Source organism: Roseibium hamelinense (assembly GCF_007830545.1).
GTDB lineage: Bacteria > Pseudomonadota > Alphaproteobacteria > Rhizobiales > Stappiaceae > Roseibium > Roseibium hamelinense.
In genome coordinates, this window is the sequence record NZ_VLLF01000007.1 from 295,632 (window position 1) to 314,297 (window position 18,666).

The 18,666-nt window shown below is 54.3% G+C and carries 19 protein-coding genes; 8 read left to right on the plus strand and 11 right to left on the minus strand.

Features of this window, described 5'->3' with window-relative positions:
* Positions 1-87: 87 nt before the first annotated feature.
* Together JM93_RS15355 and JM93_RS21785 are read left to right on the plus strand one after the other, a co-directional pair.
* Complete coding sequence (locus tag JM93_RS15355) at positions 88-525, plus strand: EF-hand domain-containing protein (protein ID WP_145345164.1); 438 nt, start codon at positions 88-90, stop codon at positions 523-525.
* A 121-nt stretch (positions 526-646) separates the two neighbouring features.
* Positions 647-940, plus strand: coding sequence for a hypothetical protein (locus JM93_RS21785; protein WP_155197424.1), 294 nt, complete (start codon positions 647-649; stop codon positions 938-940).
* 226 nt (positions 941-1,166) lie between these two features.
* On the opposite strand, the gene JM93_RS15365 is transcribed toward JM93_RS21785, so the two are convergent.
* The 4 genes from JM93_RS15365 to JM93_RS15380 all read right to left on the minus strand — a co-directional run bounded on the left by JM93_RS15365 (position 1,167) and on the right by JM93_RS15380 (position 4,551).
* Complete coding sequence (locus tag JM93_RS15365; RefSeq protein WP_145345167.1) at positions 1,167-1,763, minus strand: PqiC family protein; 597 nt, start codon at positions 1,761-1,763, stop codon at positions 1,167-1,169.
* A gap of 13 nt (positions 1,764-1,776) precedes the next feature.
* Positions 1,777-3,366, minus strand: a complete 1,590-nt coding sequence (locus JM93_RS15370) for a PqiB family protein (protein WP_170230690.1) — start codon at positions 3,364-3,366, stop codon at positions 1,777-1,779.
* A 61-nt stretch (positions 3,367-3,427) separates the two neighbouring features.
* Entirely contained in the window at positions 3,428-4,051 is a 624-nt protein-coding gene (locus JM93_RS15375) for a paraquat-inducible protein A (protein WP_208995204.1), read from the minus strand.
* A complete protein-coding gene (locus JM93_RS15380; protein WP_170230692.1) occupies positions 4,048-4,551 on the minus strand; it encodes a paraquat-inducible protein A in 504 nt (167 codons plus the stop codon). The genes JM93_RS15375 and JM93_RS15380 overlap by 4 nt, the downstream gene beginning before the upstream one ends.
* 367 nt (positions 4,552-4,918) lie before the next feature.
* Between JM93_RS15380 and JM93_RS15385 the strand changes: the two genes are divergently transcribed.
* From JM93_RS15385 to JM93_RS15395, 3 genes are all read left to right on the plus strand, one after another.
* Entirely contained in the window at positions 4,919-6,559 is a 1,641-nt protein-coding gene (locus JM93_RS15385; protein ID WP_145345175.1) for a tetratricopeptide repeat protein, read from the plus strand.
* 143 nt (positions 6,560-6,702) lie between these two features.
* On the plus strand, positions 6,703-7,017 hold the full coding sequence (locus tag JM93_RS15390) for a hypothetical protein (protein ID WP_155197422.1): 315 nt from the start codon (positions 6,703-6,705) through the stop codon (positions 7,015-7,017).
* A 17-nt stretch (positions 7,018-7,034) separates the two neighbouring features.
* A complete protein-coding gene (locus JM93_RS15395; RefSeq protein ID WP_208995206.1) occupies positions 7,035-7,466 on the plus strand; it encodes a cysteine rich repeat-containing protein in 432 nt (143 codons plus the stop codon).
* Positions 7,467-7,627: 161 nt separating this feature from the next.
* On the opposite strand, the gene JM93_RS15400 is transcribed toward JM93_RS15395, so the two are convergent.
* The 7 genes from JM93_RS15400 to JM93_RS15430 all read right to left on the minus strand — a co-directional run bounded on the left by JM93_RS15400 (position 7,628) and on the right by JM93_RS15430 (position 14,814).
* On the minus strand, positions 7,628-9,052 hold the full coding sequence (locus JM93_RS15400; RefSeq protein WP_145345178.1) for a gamma-aminobutyraldehyde dehydrogenase: 1,425 nt from the start codon (positions 9,050-9,052) through the stop codon (positions 7,628-7,630).
* Positions 9,053-9,069: 17 nt separating this feature from the next.
* The gene (locus JM93_RS15405; protein ID WP_145345181.1) at positions 9,070-9,873 is read right to left on the minus strand and encodes an ABC transporter permease; all 804 of its coding nucleotides are present in this window, start codon (positions 9,871-9,873) and stop codon (positions 9,070-9,072) included.
* On the minus strand, positions 9,863-10,786 hold the full coding sequence (locus JM93_RS15410; RefSeq protein ID WP_145345184.1) for an ABC transporter permease: 924 nt from the start codon (positions 10,784-10,786) through the stop codon (positions 9,863-9,865). Before JM93_RS15410 ends, JM93_RS15405 begins: the two co-directional genes overlap by 11 nt.
* The gene (locus JM93_RS15415) at positions 10,779-11,774 is read right to left on the minus strand and encodes an ABC transporter ATP-binding protein (protein WP_145345187.1); all 996 of its coding nucleotides are present in this window, start codon (positions 11,772-11,774) and stop codon (positions 10,779-10,781) included. Before JM93_RS15415 ends, JM93_RS15410 begins: the two co-directional genes overlap by 8 nt.
* A gap of 55 nt (positions 11,775-11,829) precedes the next feature.
* Positions 11,830-12,993, minus strand: a complete 1,164-nt coding sequence (locus JM93_RS15420) for an ABC transporter substrate-binding protein (RefSeq protein ID WP_145345191.1) — start codon at positions 12,991-12,993, stop codon at positions 11,830-11,832.
* A 102-nt stretch (positions 12,994-13,095) separates the two neighbouring features.
* Positions 13,096-14,004, minus strand: a complete 909-nt coding sequence (locus tag JM93_RS15425) for a LysR family transcriptional regulator (RefSeq protein ID WP_145345194.1) — start codon at positions 14,002-14,004, stop codon at positions 13,096-13,098.
* 585 nt (positions 14,005-14,589) lie between these two features.
* Positions 14,590-14,814, minus strand: a complete 225-nt coding sequence (locus tag JM93_RS15430; RefSeq protein WP_145345197.1) for a helix-turn-helix domain-containing protein — start codon at positions 14,812-14,814, stop codon at positions 14,590-14,592.
* Between the two features lie 87 nt (positions 14,815-14,901).
* Here JM93_RS15430 and JM93_RS15435 point away from each other — a divergent pair, with 87 nt between their 5' ends.
* The 3 genes from JM93_RS15435 (at position 14,902) to JM93_RS15445 (ending at position 18,336) form a co-directional block, all read left to right on the plus strand.
* On the plus strand, positions 14,902-15,846 hold the full coding sequence (locus tag JM93_RS15435) for a hypothetical protein (protein ID WP_145345201.1): 945 nt from the start codon (positions 14,902-14,904) through the stop codon (positions 15,844-15,846).
* Between the two features lie 181 nt (positions 15,847-16,027).
* The gene (locus JM93_RS15440) at positions 16,028-16,357 is read left to right on the plus strand and encodes a DUF6634 family protein (RefSeq protein WP_145345204.1); all 330 of its coding nucleotides are present in this window, start codon (positions 16,028-16,030) and stop codon (positions 16,355-16,357) included.
* A 41-nt stretch (positions 16,358-16,398) separates the two neighbouring features.
* Complete coding sequence (locus JM93_RS15445) at positions 16,399-18,336, plus strand: AAA family ATPase (protein ID WP_145345207.1); 1,938 nt, start codon at positions 16,399-16,401, stop codon at positions 18,334-18,336.
* The last annotated feature ends 330 nt before the right edge of the window (positions 18,337-18,666 follow it).

Sequence of the window (18,666 nt, forward strand, 5' to 3'; positions counted from 1 at the left end):
CCGTTACTTGCTCGGATGATCGTGCCGGATGAGCCGGCGCGCACTGCCAAGGTTGCCTGTCTTGTTTAAGAGAAGGAACCTAAACTCATGTCTATAGGTGGTTTATCGTCTGGAATGATGGATTTCTCGTCCATTCAAGCCCAGATCAAGGAGCGAATGACCGAGAGGTTCAATTCTGCCGATACGGACGGCAGCAATGGACTATCACTTGAGGAATTCAACGAAGCCTCCAAGGACAGTCCGCTCAACCGGGCAGGTTCTGCCTCCGGGCTGTCTGGCGAGGAACTATTTGCCGAGTTGGATGCCGACGGCAACGGAGAAGTGACCGGTGACGAGTTCAAGGACCGGTTCAATTCCCGGTCTGGCAATGGCCTTGCGGCGAGCATGTTGCCGCAGCTTCTGTCGCTTCAGGAACAAGGCGGCGGTCTGTCATCAATGATTGACACCAGTGACAACTTTCAGTCGAACACTTTCGATCAATTGATGGAAATGCTCGGCTCCGGTTCCGAGGATGAGCGGAACTGATCAGTCGCGATCAAATCGGACAAACACGTGCCGCCCGGGATGATCCTTGGGCGGCACGTGGCCAAGTATATAGATATCGTGTACCCACAATCGCTTTAAACTGGGCCCGGATCCAGTGCGCATGTGGCGTTCACTTGCCAAGGTCGGGATTGCCTTGCCGTTTGGCCGACAGTGCCGCGGTCTCAGGCTTCAGCTTGACCATGTCATTGACGAATTTGATCGAGACATCGAACCGCCGTGCCGCCGACGTATGCGTGTTGCCAGCTTCAACATGCGCGACAACACGCTGCCGCAGTTCAAGAGGATGTGGTTAGCCCATGAAGACCGCCTTGTTCCGTTTGCAAACAAGGAATCACGGATCAAACCAAATGGGAATGCCGAATCCAATCAAGAAAAACACGCTCTAGGTGAATAAGTATTTGATATTAAATACATTATTCTTTCTAGGTTATTCAGGCCTTGTGGGCATTAGGGCAAAATGGCGATCAATTTCGATGGAAGTCTTGCTCAATTTGACATTAGGCAAAAGCACCTGTGATCCAGCAAGATAAAAAGCCTTCCGAATGGCGAGGCCTTCCCATTGTGTTCTTTGCTGGCGCCGTTTTTAACGGCGGTGTCCATCCAAATAAAACCAAATGCCTCTACAATTTCCGGACGACCTGCCTTGAAAGCGCTGATCGTGCTATTTGGTCGCCGAGTTGGGTCAGCCCGGTCGACACCGCTTCGAAGAACGCGTCGTAGGATGTACCCTTGGACGGTACGTTAATGGAAAATCTTTGTAGATCAACAACATCTCTGCCATCGCCGGTTTGAAGTGCGTATTGACCGGTCATTTCAACGCCACCAGTTGGAGTGCGCAGGAATCTGTCGAACCGGACTGCGACCCGAAGGCTTGGATCGAGTCCGCGCGGCAAGGGTTCAATCGTGACATCCGCGGAAAGTTTATGTTCCAAGCTCGCCGACAGGGTTCTCGTGACAGCTTCTTCAGGCGGTTCTGCCCAGCGGTTGTTATCGTCCTGTACGATCTGGTTTGAATTGGTTCGGCTCGCAATCTTCTCACTGCGCGCGTATGTCGGCAATTTGACCGCAAGTAGGCCGACACGTGTAATCTTGGGGTGTTTTGGTTGAGCGGCGGAGCTGGTGTGCGCTTCGACCAGAAACAGACTCGGCGGGGCGCTTGGAACGCAGGCCATAAGGCCACTCAAGGCCAGACTAGCGACGAGTAATTTCAGGATCATATTTTTGTACCTCTTATCGCCCGAATATTAACGCGTTTGGATTGCTCTCAAGCCGTTGCATCAGTTCAGACAGGGAATAGGATGCCGACTTCAGATCGCGGACAGTGGCTGACAGCTCCACATACATTTCCGAGTCTGGCGAAAAGCCTCTCAACATGTTTTCAGCGCTGTTGGACAGGGCCAGAAGCTCTTGAATCAGTTGCGGAAAATCGCCGCTGGCAGCGTCAAGATTCTTTGTAAGTGCGGAGATCGATCTGAGTGAAACAACCAATTCGCTTGGGACTTTGTTCAAATCCGGATTGGAGACCAGTGTGTCTGCATCTTTCAGCAGGTTAGTTGCTGTAATTACAAGATCATCCAACGGAAGTTCAGAAAGGTTCTTGATCAGCGTTTCGACATTCTGGGCAATGGCTTCCAGATCGGAATCAACAGTTGGGAGTGACGGATAAGGTGTCGCGTCAAAATCGATCTCGGCCGGCGGAGCATCTGGTTTGTCAACCAGATTGATTTTTTTACTACCTGTCAGGATATTGCCGGCAGCAAGCTGAACGCGCAGCCCGCGTGCCACCAACGCGGTCATGCTTTCCCGGACCTCGTCTTCTGAGAGATCATCCGGCATGCCAATGCGGGCGGGTTGAAGCTGCAAGACGGCATAGACCCGGTCATCAATGTCCGGATCGATAGAAGGCTGATAGACGACATCTATCACACTGCCCAATCTTATTCCTTCCCACTCGATGGGAGCATCCGGTTTGAGCCCGCTAATGGACCCGTTGAATTCGGCAATGAATCGGAAGCGGTCGTTATCCTTTGCGATGAAGAGGCTTTCTTCTGCGTCGTCACGGCTCTGATAAAGGTCAAACCGAGGCTTTTCTTCTTGGACTGGGCCGGAGAGGCTTTTGTCAATGGATTCAAAAGCTACCCCGCCGCCGAGCAGGGTCTCAAGAGATTCCATGTGGACCTTGAGCCCATCCGAGTTCGCGGTAACGTCGATGCCGGACACATTCCAGAACTTAACGCCTTCTTTTATGAAATTATGAAATGGTGCCTCAATGAATGCGTCGAAAATCACTTCCTGCGCATCATCGGACAAGCGCCTGCTTTCAATGCGCCCGGCTTTCAACTGCTTGAAATACACTGGTGAGCCGACATTAAGTGATCCACCACGGTCAGAAACGAGGATAATACGCTTTCCAGGCGTCCCCGGAGGGGTCAGCGGCGGACGGTCGAGCGCCTTGAACTCCCTGAGCTGGTTACTTGCTTCCTCAGCCCAATTCATTTCGATAAATGCGCCAGACAAAATTGTGCTCAAACCAGAAATGCTTGTACCGTCAATTCTTGCTCGCACAATCCAGAATTCAGTGGTGTCGCCAAGAAACTTAGCGAGCTCCCTGTTGATGCGCGCTTTTGCTATGACCCGCTGATAGTCTTCGGTCAGTCCGACTTCTTCCACAAGTCCGATGACAATGTCTTTGTACTTAACCTGCGTTTTGCCGGCTTCAATGCCAGACCCAGCGTCAAACTCAATTTCAATGAGCGGTCCTTGCTCGGCATAGGTTTGCCAAGCGACAGCACCGCCGATGATGGCTGCGAGTACTGGCACCAACCATACAAAAGAAAATTTCCTCTCGGACTTTGTTTTGACTTTGGCAGAGGGAATTGCGTTAGAGGTTGTCATCATCGTTTTCTTTATCTTGTTCGCGATCCCAGATAAGCCGGGCATCGAAGGCGTTAGCAGAAAGCATTGTGAAAATTACTGACAGCGCAAAAGCTTGAATACCGATACCGGGTTGAATGGACACAAGTGCTCCCAGTTGAATGAGCGCCGCGAGAGCTGCCACAACGAAGACGTCGACCATAGACCAGCGGCCAATGAATTCTGTCGCTTCGTAGGCGTGAAGCCTTGTGTGCTCACCGGTTGCCTGTCCACGCTGGATACTGAGGGCAAGCCATGCAATTACTAGGAACTTGGACACCGGGATTACAATGCTAGCGATGAAAACCACTCCCGCCACCAGATAACTTTGGTGGTGGATTAGCGTCAGGACACCGCCGATGATAGTTGCGGCATTCTCACCAGCGACCGATTTTGTGATCATGATCGGATAAGTGTTGCCAGGGATATAGGCAATGACACCGGCAAGCCAGTACGCCCATACTTTCTGCAGGCTGGCGGGGTTGCGGAAGTGAACTTTTCTGCCGCAACGATCGCATCTTGCGGGCGCATCTTGCACAAGCCAGCCGCAGGACTGGCAAACCGCGAGGCCATACTCTCGTGCAGTTCTCACTGCTTGCGCTCCAGCGCGGCCCAGGTGGTGGAGCGGCACATGGCAGTTGATGTCCAAGTGAGAAGAACGATGAGGACGGTTAGTGCTATAAACGATGGGCCGACAGTGATGTTGGCCATCTTACCCACCTTCACAAGCGACACGATAACACCGATCATGAAGATTTCGGCCATGGACCAAGGTTCAAGAAACTGCGCCCAACGCAAAGCTCTTGCATTTCTCCAGCCGGCCCTGCCGTTCACACGGATCGTTCCGACAACTTGAACAAGCAGAAGTATCCTGGATACAGGAAGCACGACGATTAAAAGAGCTAGAGCGATCGACAGCAGATACATTTGGTTAGTCCACAAAACCGAAATGCAATCGATTACCGAAATCTTGTTTTCGAGGCCGGAGCGCTCCATTGATAAAAACGGGAATGAAACCGCAACGCCATACAGGATCAACGCCCCGATCATTGCGGCTAGCGTCCGTTCCGAACTGCGTACTTTGTTTGTCATGATGATCGAATGGCACCGAGTGCATTCCAGCTTTTCATTCTCAGACAATCGCGGGCGTACGTAGAGGGAATCGCAATGGGGACACGCGATATACTGCGCGTTTAGGTCATCCGCGCTTTGTGGCAACGGGTTTTCGGCATGAAATTCGGACATAACACTAGGATACCTGACGCAATCCGGTTTAAAATCCTTTACGCGTCGAATAGCGTCATAGGGTATTCCCTAAATACCACTCAAACGTGAGGTTCGATTCTGTGATTTGGGCTTTGCAATCTCGTTTTGGTCGACACAAATGCGTTGCGCCGACAGGCTGCCGAGGTATGCAATGCGAACAGCGCATTTTAGAAGTGAGTCACGGTTACCTGCGATGGGTTTAGAGGGGAGCGCAAGCGTATATCCTGGGCTGAGTAGTCTCGGCGACCGCAGACTTGTCGAGCAGCAACTCAAGAAGGTTCTGGAAAGTGAGCTCTTTCGCGATGCCAGTCGCATGTCGCGGTTTCTGGAATACGTCGTTCGCGCAGCGCTTAACGGAAAGGCCAACGAGATAAAAGGCTATTCGCTGGGCGTTGATGTTTTCGACCGGCCAGCTGATTTTGATCCGGGTTCCGACACCATTGTCCGTGTTCAGGCCAACAAACTCAGGACGCGGCTAAATCTCTTTTACGCGGGCGAAGGGCGGGATGATCCGGTTCGGATCCATCTGCCAAAAGGAAATTATAAACCCGTATTCGAGATCTCATATGATCCCGGTCAAATCGTTTCGGAAAACATTGGAAATAGTATCCAGCAGGATTCGAGATCTGCGATAGCCATCATGCCGTTTGAAAATCTCAGCGGTGAGCCGGGGCGAGACTGCCTGGCGATAGCTTTTTCAGAGGAAGTCCTAATCGCTCTGTCTCGCTTTCGGGAACTCCGGGTTCTATCAAGACACGTGACATCCCGTTACCTGGGACAAGCATACGATCCGCGGGAAGTCGGAGCCGAACTTGGTGTTGGCTACCTTATTGAAGGCACGTTCCAGCAAATTGGAGACCGTGTCAGGGTCACGGTCAATCTCAGCAGCGCAACGACCGGCGATCAGATCTTTTCAGATCGCTATGATCGGGACCTTACAGCCCAACACCTTTTTGAGATTCAAGAAGATGTAGCAGGAAGGACAGCCGCCAAAATTGCGGAGCCTCACGGCTATATCCACCGCGCCGGTTTACGGCGCCAATCGGGCACGCAGATCCTGGACGCGTATCAAGCGCAGCTTTTGGCCACAGAATATTGGCGCACGCCGTCCGCGAGCTCGCATAAACGGGTGAGAGCACTTTTGGAAAATGCGGTCCAAACCGACCCGAACTATGCCGGCGCATGGGGTATGTTGGCGAAAGTATACGGAGACGAGTTTCGAGATGGATATAATCATGACCGCCCCAAACCGCTCGAGCGCGCCCTAAAGGCTGCTGAGCGCTCAGTACAACTGGACCATTTGAACGAAACCGGCCTCCACGCTCTTTTCCTGACCCATTACAACCTACGCAACATGGAACCCTTTGAAGAGGCCGCCCGCCAGGCGTGGGCTGTTAATCCCAACTATCCAGACATGTTGGTCGATTTGTCTGTATGCCGTGCTTTACAAGGGGAGCTTGAAACGGCCCGGTCATTGATCGTCCGGGCGATAGAACTTTGCCCCAACCCGCCTGGCTATTTTCACGGCGCGACATTTCTGCTGGAAATCATCGAAGAAAACTATGAATTGGCGCTGGAAGCTGCGCGGAAGGTCGGAAGTTCGATCTGGGTTGAACAAGCATTCTTCGAAGCCTTGACGCTGGTCATGCTCCAGCGCCACGAAGAGGCACGGGAGCGTTTGGATGATGGCCGCGTCCGGATAGCCGAGGTCGAAACAACGCTACACCGATTGTTCGAGGTCTGGAATTTCCCTGACTTTTTGAGGCAACGGCTTGTTTTGGCATTCCGTCAGATACCTACTGGTGTGGACAACGATGCTATTGCTAGATGTTGACTTTCACTGAGAACTGATCCGGTATTTTCACCTGGCATCAGACCAATGGAATTAGAATACCTCATCCTTGTGCTGGAAACCTAGAGAGTTTGGGCCTGGCCCCGTTAGGGGGCACGCCGAACGCTGAAATTGAGGAGACTGGAATGATAAAATTCAAATACCTTGCCGGCGGTGCGATTGCATTTGCACTGGGTCTGACCGCACAACCCCAATTTACCGGTAACTTGGCAGGTGCCGGTGCAATCCTGGCGTTCCCAGTTGCGAAAGCGCAGACAGCCGAACGCAATACGGCCCGTCGGACCGCGCGCAGAACCTCCCGGCGGACAACTCGTCGCGTGAATTACCGGCAGTCCGTATCGGGGTGCGCACCTTACCAAGCCTACTACAACTGCGGCGGTGTTTACTACGCGCCCCAGGTGCAGGACGGTGTCACCGTCTATGTTGTTGTCAACCCGTGAAGCCAGGAAGACCGGCCATGATGAACTTCGCACTTGGAAAAAACTCCGTTGTTCTTGCAACTTCGGCATTGCTCCTTGCATCGGCGGCTCAGGCTCAGGGCCCTGTCGTCGGGATGCTTGAAGCATGCGAGCCAGAAATCACCCAGTATTGCGATGCAGTGTCTCCCGGCGATGGGCGTTTGATGGCGTGCATGTACGCCCACGAAGACAAACTGAGCACCAGCTGCGATGCTGCCATCGTAGATATGGCGGACGCTCTTGATTTCCTATTTGCAAATGCGCGCAGCGCGCTTGCTGTCTGTGCGGCCGACATCGAAGCGAACTGCGCTGATGTTGAATTGGGCGGCGGCCGGGTCATGTCGTGCCTCAAGGACGCCAACGAGAAGATTTCGAGCGACTGTCAAACCCAGGTCGGAGCCTTTGCTCAACAGTTCGGGCTCACAGACTAAGCTGACACTTGATTTTGCGCGGTCGGTCGGGGGCTCCGCCACCGAACGGCCGCTGGTTTTAAAAAGCCGCTGGCCGACATCACGATACGGTCCAGTTGGCTCTGTTGAGGAGGCAAATACGCGTTAATCGAAGGCCTCATGGCGATCCCGGTTTCGAGCGCTCAGTGCGCGATCATGACATGACGCACGGCCGTATAGTCCTCTAAGGCATACATCGACATATCCTTACCGTAGCCGGACTGTTTGAGGCCACCGTGAGGCATTTCATTGACTAACATGAAGTGCGTATTCACCCATGTGCAGCCATATTGAAGTGCCGCGGAAGCTTCCATGGCTTTGCCTATGTCCTTTGTCCAGACAGATGAGGCAAGGCCGTAGGGGCTGTCGTTGGCCCAATCAAGCACCGGATCATCATCGCCAAAACGGGTAACCGAAACCACCGGACCAAAGACTTCACGTTGCACAATTTCATCAGATTGGGCCGCACCTGCCACCACCGTTGGCTGGAAGTAAAAACCGCCGCCGTCAACAACGCCGCCACCAGTTGTGATCTCGATATGGGACTGCTCTGCGGCGCGTTCCACGAAGCTTGCCACACGGTCCCTTTGGCGGGAGGAAATAAGTGGGGGGATTTCATTCCGGCCGTCGTCAGCGTTGTTAAAGACAATGCTTGCGGCGGCCGACGTCAAATCGGCAACAAATTTGTCGTAGATTGATGCATGGGTATAGACGCGGCAGGCCGCCGTGCAATCCTGACCTGCATTGTAGTAGCCGAACGCCTTCAGACCTTCGACGGTGCGGGCAAGGTCAGCGTCTCCATACACAATCACAGGCGCTTTGCCACCAAGCTCCAAATGGGTGCGTTTCACGCCCTTTGACGCGGCCATCAGCACCTTTTTGCCCGTCGCGACATCGCCGGTGATTGAAATCATATCAACGCCGGAATGGTTCACCAGCGCGTTGCCAACAGACCCGCCTTGACCGGTAATCACGTTCACGACACCATCAGGAAGAATGCCCGCTAGAATTTTCGCGAAAGCGAGTGCGGTAAGAGGTGTTTGTTCCGAGGGCTTCATGACCACCGTGTTGCCGCCGGCAAGGGCAGGCGCCAGTTTCCAGGCCATCATCATGATCGGATAGTTCCAAGGGGCAATAGAGGCAACAACACCAATGGGATCGCGCCGGATCATTGAGGTGTGCCCGGCCATGTAGCTGCCCGCAATTGGTCCGTGCATGTTGCGCACGGCACCCGCAAAATAGCGGAAGCAGTCCGCGACGGCCGGAATCTCTTCGTTGCGCACTTCGTTGATGGGCTTGCCGCAGTTGAGCGCTTCCAATTGGGCCAGATTGTCCAGATCTGCTTCGACAGCGTCCGCGATCTTCAAAAGCAGCGCCGACCGTTCACTCGGTGTGGTTTTGGCCCAACCCGGCGCGGCGGCGCGGGCGGCAGCCACAGCGCGGTCGATCTGATCGGTGTTCGCTTCTGGCATCTTCAAAAGGGTTTCACCGGTCCGCGGGTTCAAAACCGCTTCCTCGGTTTCCGTTCCCGCTTCAAATTGGCTTCCGATCAGCATTTCCGTTTGCATGGGTCTATCTCCCTTTTTTATTTACCCTGACCGGCAACCGTCTCTGTTCCGCGGGTCAGGTAGTAGGCGGCAAGAATGGGGATGAAAGTTACGAGAACAACCAGCAGTGCCACCACATTGGTAACGGGGCGCTGCCGGGGCCTGACAAGTTCCTCCAGCATCCAGATCGGAAGCGTCTGCTGTTGCCCGGCTGTGAAGGTTGTGACGATGACCTCGTCAAAGCTAAGAGCGAAGGCAAGCATACCGCCGGCTAGCAAAGCGGTTGCGATATTCGGCATGATGACGAACCGCAGTGTCTGAAAGTAGGTCGCACCCAAATCCATAGACGCTTCCACCAGAGAACCGGATGTTCGCCTGAAGCGGGCCACGGCGTTGTTGTAAACAACCACGATGCAGAAAGTCGCGTGCCCCAGCACGATTGTCCAGAAGCTGAACGGAATGTCAGCAATGTTGAAGGCAGACCGCAGGGAAATACCTGTGATTATGCCGGGCAGCGCGATCGGCAGGATAACCAGGAGCGAAATTGTTTCACGCCCGAAGAACTTGAACCGCGCGACGGCTGCCGCACACAGCGTGCCGAGGACCATGGCAATAACCGTCGAAATTGCCGCGACCCGGAGTGACAAGCCCAAGGCCTCCCACACATCCGGACGGTTCCAAGTGACACCAAACCATTCCAGCGTGAATCCGGGCGGCGGCCATTGATAGGACTTGTCCTCGGTGGTGAAGGCATAGACAAAAATGAGCAGGATGGGCAGATGCAGGAACAAGAGCCCGCATGTGGCAGTGATTTTCAAACCAAGGGAGGCTTTAGAGTGCATCGAAAGCCCCCGCACGTTTGGCAAGTGTCAAGTAGATGCCCATCACAAAAATCGGCACAACAGCGAATGCGGCAGCGAGCGGGATATTTCCGGCTGTGCCCTGGAATTGATACACCGCCTGACCGATCATCCTTGCCGATGTGCCGACTATTTGCGGAATGATATAGTCGCCCATTGTGAGCGAGAAGGTGAAGATCGAGCCTGCGATAATGCCCGGCAAGGCAAGCGGCAGGATTACATGGCGCAACGTTTGGCTGGACGAGGCACCAAGGTCGCCGGAGGCTTCCAACATGCTGGGCGGTACCCGCTCCAGCGCGGCCTGAACAGGTAGAATCATGAACGGCAACCATACGTAAACAAAAACCAGGAACGTGCCGGTCCAGCTGACAGACAGGGAGTTGCCTCCGACAACGGGTATGGCCAGATAGGCCTGCAGGATCCAGCTCAAATGCAACGTTTCGAAGAGCCAGTTCAGGATGCCTTCCTTGGCAAGGATCAACTTCCACGAGTAGACTTTGACGAGGTAACTCGACCAGAGCGGCAACATGATTCCGAGATAGAAAACGGCCTTCCAACGGCCTTTCGCATAGCGGGCAGCGTAGTATGCGATTGGAAAAGCTATGATCGCCGATGCAATTGTCACCGCACTTGCCATGACAATCGTCCGGACTAATATGTCGAAGTTAGATGCGCGAAACAGTTCTGCATAGGTTTTTAGTGTAAACTCGTACCGTACGAGACCGGTAAATTCGTCGATCGAGAAAAAACTCTGGGCAAGCAGCGCAAACAGCGACCCCAGGTAAACGATGCCAAGCCACAGCAGCGGAGGGGTCACAAGCAAAAGCAACAGGATCGTAGGCCGCCGCCAGAACGAATCCGAAATTCGCGAAGAAACCGTTGCCGTTTCAGACATGTTCGCCCCTCATCACGTGCAGCGCACCGTCATCCCAGGTCAAATTTACCAATGAGCCCAGATCCGGGACGGCGGCGGTCTTGGGCAGCAGCACGGACAGACGGACTCCACCGACATCCAGCTCAATCCGGTTGGCGGCTCCCAAAAAAGCGGAACCAATGACATTGCCAATCAATTTGCCATCGGTATCGGTCAATCGGATTTGCTCAGGCCGCAAACTGGCCGGCACGCTTTGTCCAGCCAGCTGCTCGACCATGTTCGACGGAAGCACGTTGGAAGAACCGACAAAGTCCGCCACGAATGGAGTTTCGGGCCGGTCGTAAACATCCTGCGGCGCACCGATCTGTTGAATGTGGCCCCGATCGAAGACCGCCACCCTGTCGGCCATAGAGAGCGCTTCCCCTTGATCGTGAGTCACAAATATGAAGGTGATACCGAGGCGGCGTTGAAGGGCTTTAAGCTCACTCTGCATTTGCTCGCGGAGTTTGAGATCTAGCGCGCCTAGCGGCTCATCGAGAAGCAAGACTTTCGGCTTCAGCACCAATGCGCGCGCTAGCGCAACGCGTTGGCGCTGACCGCCCGATAGTTCCGACGGTTTTCGGCCCGCAAAACCGCCGAGAGCAACAAGCGACAAGGCTTCCTCAGCCGCCTGATGCCGTGCCGCTTTTTTCTCACCGCGGACCATCAATCCGTAGGCTACATTGTCTAGAATATTCAGGTGAGGGAACAGGGCATAGTCTTGAAAGACGGTGTTCACCGGGCGCCGGTAAGGAGGAACCCGGGTCGCGTCTTCGCCGAAGATCACAACGGCGCCACTGGTTGGTTGTTCAAACCCTGCAATCAGGCGCAAACAAGTGGTCTTGCCAGAGCCCGAGGGGCCGAGAAGGGCGAAAAACTCGCCCTCCGCGATGTCCAGGTTTACCGCATCAACTGCCCGGACTTGACCAAAATGACGTGATACGGATCGGAGAGATACAGCTGGTGTCATACTTTCCAACGCGGATTGGCGAAGAATGCGATTGTTGCTTGCAACCTGATCTGGCCTAGCGTCCACCAATCACTCCAATGTAGTCTGAGACCCAGCGGTAGTACGGAACACACTCATCCTGGCTTTCACAACGGGTGACAGGTGTCGTCCAAAAACTGACCTTTTCGAAATCATCGAAACCGTTCTTTGTGCAGCCTTTGGCTGTTTGCATACCGCGCCCGTCGGTGCAGGCCGCCGGAACGGCTGGGTTGGCCCCGAACCAGACGGAAAGATCGGACATCAGGTTTGAGCTCAGAGTGTGTTCCATCCACATGTAGGCGCAATTCGGGTTTGAACTGTCCACATGCATCATTGTCGTGTCCGCCCAACCCGTGACGCCCTCCTCGGGAATCACACTGGCGATCGGCGCGCCGTCGCCTTGCAGCAGGTTGCGTTGGAAAGGCCATGAGCCCGACGCGGCCATGCCCTCGTTCTTGAAGTCATCGATCTGGATAAAGGCATCGTGCCAGTACCGGCTGACCAGCTTGCGCTGCTCGCGCAGCAAATCGAGTGCTGCTGTATATTGGTCAGCATTCAGCTCGTATGGAGATACGATGCCGAGTTCCGGCTTGTGTGTCATCAGATACAAGGCGGCATCGGCGATGTGGATCGGGCCGTCATAGGCTTGAACACGCCCACTGTTGGTCTCGCCGTCCGGCAGGTTTTGTTCCTCAAAGACCACCGACCATGATTTTGGCGGAGCGTCACCAAACACCTCGGTGTTGTACATCAAGATATTTGGACCCCACATATACGGCGTGCCGTAATGGGTGCCGTCGACGAAGTGCCAAGGTGCTTCTTTCAAACGGTCATCAATGGTGTCCCAGCTCGGGATCAACGCCGTGTTGATTGGTTGAACACGCTTACCGGCAACCATTCTAAGGCTGGCATCTCCTGAGGCGGTGACGAGGTCAAAGCCGCCCTCGTTCATCAACGCGACCATCTCGTCAGAGGTGTTGGCTGTTTTGACTTTGACCATGCAGCCAGTCGTTTCTTCGAACTTGGTGACCCAGTCGAAATCGCCGACCGTCTCCCCGCGTTCAATGTAGCCGGGCCAGGCAACAATATTCAGCTCGCCTTCGCCCGCGCCAAGCTCGGTCACCATACCTTCGGCAAAAGAAGGCGCAGCGATTGACGCACATACGCTTACAACTGCGGTTGTTTTTAGTAACTGTTTCATGATCACCCTCTGAGGCTTTTTCTGCTCTGTTGAAAAAATTGAGCCAGCCAGCGTGAATTGGCAAATTCAATATTCAGTGACGTTCTATCGGAAATTCCGATATCAACGTAGGCGAGGCGCGTGAAAACTCTGAGCGACCGAAATAAAGGCCCTTGTAGTGCCCGAGATGCTCGCGCCGCGCCGCCAGACCAGGCCCACTTGGACAACTGGCAGCTGACCGGAGACGTCTCGGCTCTCGATCCGCTCGCCTTCAAGTGACCAGGGCCGATATACAAGATCGGGCAAAAGTGCGACGCCAGCACCACTGGCGACCAAAGAACGAACGGCCTCAACCGAGCGTGTCTTGAACGCAACGGTCGGTTTTTGGACAAATACATCAAGGAGACGCATGGATTCTGCCTGCATTTCGTCCACGTCCAGGAGAATTAGCCGCTCCTCGGCAAGATCCTCGACCGCAATGCTCTGCTTACTGCCAAGCCGATGCCCAAGCGGTAGCCATAACCTATAAGGCGATACGACGAGGATTTCGGAATGGAGCGCGTGATGGTTTCGAAGATTTGTAACCACCATGATACCGATGTCGAGTTCGCCACCAACGAGAAGATGCTCCAGGTAATCGCCCGTGTCTTCGATGGCACGGGTGTCAATGTATGGCTGAGCGCGGCGGAACCGCGACAACAAGTCTGAAAGCACGTAACCGGCTGTCAGGGATGTAACGCCAAGATTGAGCACTCCGGAAACGGTACTTTCCCGGGAACTGAGGTTGATCTCGGCATTCGAAACTTCGGTTAAAATGGCTTTCGCATGCCGAAGAAACACATGACCGTCATGGGTGAGTTCAATGCCGCGTCTCCGCCGTTCGAAGAGCCTGACACCAAGGCGCGCCTCAAGGTCCTTGATTGCTTCTGTAACCGCACTTTGGGACACAGAGAGTTCGACGGCGGCCCGGCTAATTGTACCGAACTCGGCGGCTCCAACAAAGTAGCGGGCTTGTTTCAGCGTAAACGACATGGCAAAGCCAGGGTTTGGGCAAGCGAAGAAAAACGAGTATTGGCCATGGGGCATTCCGGGTTTTTACCATGATACTCCGAAGCCGATATTCGTGCCACATGCAGTATTCGACATGTTGGGCGCGGAACAGACATTCGCTGCCCGGTGCACCGATGTCCGCTATGGGCCGGAACCTCCACCGCAACCAGGGTCGATGAATGTCAGCTATTCGCGATAGGATCGCGTAAGCGGGAAGTCTTTTCACGTTACATATTTGGCATTTTATTCACACTGCGGCCGATATCTGACCATCCCTGCTTGCGTCTATCGGTGTTGCGCCGCTTTTGCGGAAATTATTTCCTAATTGGTGGTGTTGCTGGTTTATTGGAACGCCGTTCGCCCTTGTCACACTTGCTCAATCAAATGAATCGAAATTCTTGGAAACGGCGTGTCTGGCTGAAGCGCTCTTGCCGCTGTCCGAATCGCAACTCTCAGCGCTTGAATCGAAAAAGCGTAACTTGAAATGCGTCCATCCGATTTACGGGCAACTCGGCGGACGTTGCATGATACTGTTGGCAACGTTTTTCGGGCTTAAGCTAATTCCTCCTAACGTTCCTGCAATCCAATTCCCCTTGCACCATCCATTAGGAAAGTGATCCCGGCATCCTCAAACGCGCGTTGCAGATCACGCAGTGTCCGGTCGTGTGGGACCGTTTTTTCCAACTCAAAACCGGCTATTGCTCGCTTGGATACCAGCGACCTTTTGGCAAGTTCATCCTGAGACCAGGAGAGCCAGGCTCGGGTGGCGCGGCATTGCTTAGCGTTTATCATTGATTAACCATAATTGATGAATCAGATTGCATTGATGCATTAAAAGTGCGTTTTTAGTTCTCGTCAGTCAACGAGAGAGGACCACTCATGCACAATCAAATTCCAGTTTCCAGCACATCCGGTGCCCAATTCGGCAGCCAAGGTGCTTATGCACCTGAAACTGCAACTCTACCCAAAGAACTTCGTGAAGCTGTCGACACTGCGTTGCAGGAGTGCTTCGACAAGATCTACAGCTCGGACGAGCTGCTCGGCAACAGATTGACCCAGGTAAAAGGGCCGCTGGACAGCCTGTCAAAACGCCACGGTATTCTTCTCGAGGAAGCGATCGCGCACGCGTTTGTTGCCTCAGCGCGGGACCGTTACGAGGTTCAAAAACAAGTGGGGGTGAAGGTCTCAAAAGAGGCTATGTCGCTGGTCGACAGCAATCAGCTGGACAAGCTCGAGGGTCTCAATTTTCCAATCGCTAACACTCACGGCAAGCGGGCCATGATTGATATCGTGGTGTTCGATCATGAGACCGGGGACTTGCACGTTATTTCTGTCAAGCGTGGAGGCGGTGCTCAGGGAGGGAGCGACGCAAGAAACGCACGAAAAGACCTGACGGCTGCCGGCCTCATGTTGAAGAACCATATGCTACGAAAAGGACTGCCTGTTCTCGCCGTTCGGCAAGTCCTTGTCGATTGGTATGGTCGATCCGGGATCGTGGGACGACCAACGGTCACACGAACAACAGTCGATGCGTATTTTGGAATTCCGATTTCCGGGTTCGTTGAGGCGATGTCGGCCTACATGAGTTCGAGCATCGCCCAACGCATGATGCCACGTCTCATGACAGCGATCGGCGCAAAAGTTCAAAAGACGGATGGACCGCTGGCAGAAACGAGCCGCCGGCCGCTCGGAGACAAAGGCGATGCGAGCGACGGAGCGTATAGCAGGACCAATCCTGCTGTTCGGCCCTCGCTAGCAAAATGTCTATCCGATCTACCGACTCGGCGTCAGGGTCGTCAGATGCGCCGTGTCAGCCCTTCCTAACCAGAAACGGCGTTCCCTTAGCGCGCGATTCTGAACGCAACAAATGCGATTCACCATAGAACGCGGTGACGCAATAACTGGCCAGAAACCGGACAAATCCGGCGAGGCCAACCCCCAATCATCACCAACCGAACCACGATCCGCCTGAAAACCCTTCGGCGGAAACAGGAGAACTGTATCCATGTTCATCGAAAACTTGAAAGACCCGGAGGCGGCGGGGTTGCTGTCGAGTGACATCGAAAAGCTGCAAGGGCTTCTCAACGACCTTAAAGGTCTGAGGGCAGGGAATTACCCGTCAAATGACACCCTGGCCAAAGCACCGTTTCTGAATGATTACCTTGTGATCAAACGCGGAATTGCAGCGTTGTCGGGCGACGTGTCGGGGCATCCAATCATCCCCGGAAACGATGCGCCAATGGTCAGTTCGCCGCTTTTCATAGTTCTCAAAGACATCGGCGCCGCCCGAACGTTGTCACGCTGGTATCGCCTCGGTGACCGTGCGTCTCGCTGAGACCAAAACCTTCCGATCGAGCTTCTCAAGAGAGTATCTGCATGTCTGACATTCTTCGTCATTATTTCCAGAAAGAAAAACCGCAATTCCATCAGTTTCTGGCGCATTGCATTGTCCGCCGTGCGCTGCGTTCTGTGCCTGAGATCAGGCTTAGCCATCCCCCGGTAATTGGCATCATCGCTGGAAGAAACCCGCCGATGGACGAGATTCAAGACGCGCTCACGCTGCTGCGGCTTCCCGATTTGAAGGTTTTGAGAAATCGGTTTCAGGATCCTGTCGCAGTTTTCCTCGACTGCGAACCAACCAGCACAAAACGACCCAGGAAACTTGAGAAAATCGAAGAAGAGTTCCTCATTGCTCTAAAGGGGAAGAAGGCCATTTTTGCAGTGGTGGAAGAGGAGGGAGACCTGCCTGACCTCTTCCGAAAAATCGCGGACAGGATCATTTATCTCGAGGGTCCGACGCCGCGACACCTTCAAGCGGCATTCGCATATTGTGTACGGGTCCAGATCAGTCTGGAAGACGCTGAGCGTCTGACGCGCCACAGCCTGTTCGATCTGACCATGGCCGCCTCTCGTGGCAAGTCCTGGCGAAAGGTCCTTGAAGCAATTTCCGAGGACAAATCCAAGGCCGACGAGAATCCGGCAAACGTTGAGCTCTCCCTTGAAACCCTTGCAGGACTTGGCGAGGCCGGGGAGTGGGGCAGGGAGCTTGCAGTGGATCTGAAGGAATGGCGGACAGGAAAATTGCCCTGGTCGGATGTCAACCGAGGTGTTCTCGTCGCCGGGCCTCCCGGAACCGGTAAAACGACCTACGCCAAGGCACTGGCGAAAAGCTGCGGTGTCGAACTTGTTGCTTCGTCGCTTGCGCAATGGCAAGCAGCTGGACATCTGGGCGATCTTCTAAAGGCTATGCGGAGGACATTTGCAGAGGCGCGCAAGAAAGCACCATGCGTCTTATTCCTCGATGAATTTGATTCCGTCGGCGATCGCAGGACAGTCCGAGGTGATAATGCGCTTTACGTTGTCGAGAAGATCAACGGTCTGCTGGAATGCCTCGATGGTGTCGAGGACCGGGAAGGCATTGTCGTTGTTGCGGCGTGTAATCATCCGGAAATTGTTGATCCAGCCTTCCTCCGTCCCGGGCGGTTAGAAAGGACGATCTGTATTCCGTTGCCCGATCGGCAGGCGCGTGAGCAGATCCTCCGCTGGCATCTGAAAGGCGCATTGGAACATAAAGACTTGTCAAATATCGCGGACCGGCTTGAAGGTCACTCGGGAGCGGACATTGAAAAATTCGTGCGCGACGCCCGCCGGTCGGCACGAAGGGAAAGGCGGGACCTTGAACATGACGACCTCGTCTCCAGACTTCCAAATCGAATTGCCTTCAGTCAGGCGGACCTGAGACGCATTGCCGTCCATGAAGCAGGCCACGCGATTGTCCACGCCAGCGTTGGAGACGGCGAAATCGTTCGGTTAAGGATCGAGCCGGAGCTCGCAATGCAAGGAACAAAGGTCGAGGTCGGCTGTCTGGAAATCAGAAAATCCGCGCTTAAAGGTCGGACACGTCGGGACTATGAGGCTCAGCTGATGGTGCATTTGGCAGGTCTCGCCGCAGAAGAACTGGTGTTTGGCGAGATCGCCGACGGGGGCGGCGGTAGTTCGGGCTCTGACCTGGCGTTCGCCACTCAGATCGCGACAGAAATGGAAGCAAGCCTTGGTTTCGGCGACAGCCTTGTTCAGCTGATCCCGAACGGGTCAAAGCAGGTCCGCGAAGTCCTGCTCACCGATCGTGTTCTGCGCCAACGTGTCGAGGCAACGCTCGACAAGGCCTACGAAGATGCGCGCGGGATTCTGGAAGAGAATAAACCAGCGCATGAAGCGCTTTTCGATGCCCTGATGCAGCGGCACGAATTGAAAGGGCGGGAGGTCCTGGAAATTATTTCCGGGGCAGGTGAGGAAAATCGTCGAGTTGGATAAAGCGAGTCGCATACACCGGGCACTCAGGCATTAACGAACGAATGAAATGGGGCCGCAAGGAGACTGTCGGCTAATGTACACCGACTGGGCTTAGCTGACATTCGTCGTCCCCGGATACGCGGGGTAGTTCTGGCCCGGAGTGGACGTTCGTGCAAAGCGCGGCGAATGACTGGAACGAGCCCAAGTTGGACCTTCAAAATGAAGGAGCATTCGCAGACGCAGCAAACTGAGATCAGCAATGCGGCCCCAAAGCGGACCCCTAAGATCCTCCAAATTGCGGGGCCGTTTTTCTAGGACTAGCAAGACTTTGGTCAGCCAATTTCACCCGGG

Excerpts from the sequence above, each read along its gene's own strand:
- JM93_RS15355 (WP_145345164.1), top strand. The coding sequence starts at position 88 with ATGTCTATAGGTGGTTTATCGTCTGGAATGATGGATTTCTCGTCCATT.
- JM93_RS21785 (WP_155197424.1), top strand. The coding sequence starts at position 647 with ATGTGGCGTTCACTTGCCAAGGTCGGGATTGCCTTGCCGTTTGGCCGA.
- JM93_RS15365 (WP_145345167.1), bottom strand. The coding sequence starts at position 1,763 with ATGATCCTGAAATTACTCGTCGCTAGTCTGGCCTTGAGTGGCCTTATG.
- JM93_RS15380 (WP_170230692.1), bottom strand. The coding sequence starts at position 4,551 with ATGACAAACAAAGTACGCAGTTCGGAACGGACGCTAGCCGCAATGATC.
- JM93_RS15385 (WP_145345175.1), top strand. The coding sequence starts at position 4,919 with ATGGGTTTAGAGGGGAGCGCAAGCGTATATCCTGGGCTGAGTAGTCTC.
- JM93_RS15390 (WP_155197422.1), top strand. The coding sequence starts at position 6,703 with ATGATAAAATTCAAATACCTTGCCGGCGGTGCGATTGCATTTGCACTG.
- JM93_RS15395 (WP_208995206.1), top strand. The coding sequence starts at position 7,035 with ATGATGAACTTCGCACTTGGAAAAAACTCCGTTGTTCTTGCAACTTCG.
- JM93_RS15400 (WP_145345178.1), bottom strand. The coding sequence starts at position 9,052 with ATGCAAACGGAAATGCTGATCGGAAGCCAATTTGAAGCGGGAACGGAA.
- JM93_RS15405 (WP_145345181.1), bottom strand. The coding sequence starts at position 9,873 with ATGCACTCTAAAGCCTCCCTTGGTTTGAAAATCACTGCCACATGCGGG.
- JM93_RS15410 (WP_145345184.1), bottom strand. The coding sequence starts at position 10,786 with ATGTCTGAAACGGCAACGGTTTCTTCGCGAATTTCGGATTCGTTCTGG.
- JM93_RS15415 (WP_145345187.1), bottom strand. The coding sequence starts at position 11,774 with ATGACACCAGCTGTATCTCTCCGATCCGTATCACGTCATTTTGGTCAA.
- JM93_RS15420 (WP_145345191.1), bottom strand. The coding sequence starts at position 12,993 with ATGAAACAGTTACTAAAAACAACCGCAGTTGTAAGCGTATGTGCGTCA.
- JM93_RS15425 (WP_145345194.1), bottom strand. The coding sequence starts at position 14,004 with ATGTCGTTTACGCTGAAACAAGCCCGCTACTTTGTTGGAGCCGCCGAG.
- JM93_RS15430 (WP_145345197.1), bottom strand. The coding sequence starts at position 14,814 with ATGATAAACGCTAAGCAATGCCGCGCCACCCGAGCCTGGCTCTCCTGG.
- JM93_RS15435 (WP_145345201.1), top strand. The coding sequence starts at position 14,902 with ATGCACAATCAAATTCCAGTTTCCAGCACATCCGGTGCCCAATTCGGC.
- JM93_RS15440 (WP_145345204.1), top strand. The coding sequence starts at position 16,028 with ATGTTCATCGAAAACTTGAAAGACCCGGAGGCGGCGGGGTTGCTGTCG.
- JM93_RS15445 (WP_145345207.1), top strand. The coding sequence starts at position 16,399 with ATGTCTGACATTCTTCGTCATTATTTCCAGAAAGAAAAACCGCAATTC.